This window comes from Pseudoxanthomonas sp. LjRoot204_2 (assembly GCF_056175765.1).
Genome location: NZ_JBGFFG010000455.1, coordinates 1 through 2,534, shown reverse-complemented (window position 1 = coordinate 2,534; position 2,534 = coordinate 1). Strand labels below are relative to the sequence as shown.

Genomic DNA, 2,534 nt, shown 5'->3' with positions numbered 1-2,534 from the left:
CGGCAACGGCGCGTACTTGTTGACGATGATGTCGAGCAACGCACCCAGCCGCGCCTCCGCATCGGCTGCCGCGACCGGCGTCGCGTCGCCGATGCGCGGCGCATAGACCCGCGTGCCGCCCTCGCGACGCGCCACCCGCAGCAGCCCGCGGTAGTGCATGCCGTCCAGCAACTGCGTACTGGCATTGGACGAACCGCCGAACCAGTTGGTCGTCTTGCCATGCCCGAAGTGTGCATCCACTTCGCGTGGATGCGCCGTGCCGCGCTCACTGACGAACTCCAGTACCGCGCGCGCCTGCTTCCATCGCGCGGGCGTCCACGCCTCGCGTGCCGTGCGCGGATGCATCAGCTGGTGATGCGCGCGCGGCAGGAAACCGTAGTTGACGAAGAAGTCTTCTTCCAGCGGCAGGCGTGGATACCGCCGCTCCAGGTCGCCGGCGCGATAGCCGGCGACGCGGTGGCGCAGGGTGAGATCCTGCGCGCGTGCCGGCGCCCGGATCGGGTCCGCCTGCACGAAGCCCAGCCGCTGGATCGCCCGCGGCAGGGTGGTCGGTTTGAACAGGCTGCGGGCGACGGCGTAGCGGCGCAGGTGATCCCCTGTCAGCGCCATGCCGTCACCCGTGACCGGGGTCAGACCGTAACCGGGTTCGCCTTGTCCACGTCGATCTTGTACTGCTTGATCGCGCGGGCGACGTCCTTGCCGGTCATCTTGCCTTCCTTCGCCAGGGCGGCGATGGCGGCGTGGGCAATGTAATAGCGGTCCACTTCGAAGTGGCGACGCAGGTTGGCGCGGGTGTCGCTGCGGCCGAAGCCGTCCGTGCCCAGGGCCGTGTACGCCATCGGCACGAACGCGCGGATCTGGTCGCTGTAGGCGCGCACGTAATCGGTGGCAGCGATGGCAGGACCCTGGCGGCCTTCCAGCAGTTCGGTCACGTACGCCTTGCGCGGCGACTTCGCTTCCGGGTTCAGGCGGTTCCAGCGCTCGGCGTCGAAACCGTCGCGACGCAGCTCGTTGAAGCTCGGGCAGGACCAGATGTCGGCGGTGACGCCGAAATCCTTGTCCAGCAGCTCGGCCGCCGCAATCGCCTCGCGCAGGATGGTGCCGCTGCCCAGCAGCTGCACGCGCAGCTCGCCCTTCTTCGGCTTGCCGGCGTCGGTGAGCAGGTACATACCCTTGATGATGCCCTCGGCCGCGCCTGCCGGCATTTCCGGATGGCTGTAGTTCTCGTTCATCAGGGTGACGTAGTAGTACTCGTCCACCTGCTCCTGCAGCATCTTCTGCATGCCGTGCTGCAGGACCACCGCGACCTCGAAACCGAAGGTCGGGTCGTAGCTGCGCACGTTGGGGATGCTGCCGGCGATGACGTGGCTGAAGCCGTCCTCGTGCTGCAGGCCCTCGCCGYYGAGCGTGGTGCGGCCSGMRGTGSCGCCCAGCAGGAARCCGCGCGYACGCATGTCCGCCGCCTGCCACGCGATGTCGCCGATGCGCTGGAAGCCGAACATCGAGTAGTAGATGTAGAACGGCAGCATCGGCACGTTGCTGACCGAATAGCTGGTGCCCGCCGCCATCCACGACGACATCGCGCCCGGCTCACTGATGCCCTGCTGCAGCACCTGGCCGGACTGGTCCTCGCGGTAGTACATCAGCTGGTCGGCGTCGACCGGCTTGTACTTCTGGCCGAACGGCGCGTAGATGCCGATCTGGCGGAACATGCCTTCCATGCCGAACGTGCGCGCCTCGTCGGCGACGATCGGCACCAGGCGCGGACCGACCTGCTTGTCGCGCAGCGCGATGTTCAGGCCCTGCACGAACGCCATCGTGGTGGAGATCTCGCGGTCGCCGGTGCTCTTCAGCAGGCGGTCGAAGGCTTCCAGCTTCGGCGTCTCGAACGACTCGCTGGCCTTGCGACGACGCTGSGGCAGGTARCCGCCGAGCGCGGCGCGGCGCGACTTCAGGTACTGGATTTCCGGCGAGTCCTCGCCCGGGTGGTAGAACGGCACCTGCGCCGATTCTTCCAACTGCTTGTCGCTGACCGGGATGTTGAAGCGGTCGCGGAACGTGCGGATGGCTTCGTCGTCCAGCTTCTTGGTCTGGTGGGTCGGGTTGAGCGATTCGCCCGCCGAGCCCATGCCGTAGCCCTTCACCGTCTTGGSCAGGATCACAGTGGGCWTGCCCTTGGTGTTCACCGCCTCGTGGTAGGCCGCGTAAACCTTGTGCGGATCGTGGCCGCCGCGGTTGAGGCGCCAGATGTCGTCGTCGGACAGGTTGGCGACCATGGCCGCCGTCTCCGGGTACTTGCCGAAGAAGTTGTCGCGCGTGTACTTGCCGCCGAACGCCTTGCAGTTCTGGTACTCGCCGTCGACGGTTTCCATCATCAGCTTCTTCAGCACGCCGCTGGTGTCGCGCGCGATGAGCGGATCCCAGTAGCTGCCCCACAGCAGCTTGATGACGTTCCAGCCGCCGCCGCGGAACACGCCTTCGAGTTCCTGGATGATCTTGCCGTTGCCGCGCACCGGGCCATCGAGGCGCTGCAG

The 2,534-nt window shown here is 67.0% G+C and carries 2 protein-coding genes; both read right to left on the bottom strand.

Going from position 1 to position 2,534, the window contains the following annotated elements; all coding sequences use genetic code 11:
- The coding region (locus tag AC04L7_RS16480) for a DNA glycosylase AlkZ-like family protein (RefSeq protein ID WP_475513437.1) at positions 1 to 609 on the bottom strand (609 nt) is incomplete at its 3' end.
- Between the two features lie 20 nt (positions 610 to 629).
- On the bottom strand, positions 630 to 2,534 hold a 1,905-nt coding region (aceE, locus tag AC04L7_RS16475), incomplete at its 5' end, for a pyruvate dehydrogenase (acetyl-transferring), homodimeric type (RefSeq protein ID WP_475513436.1).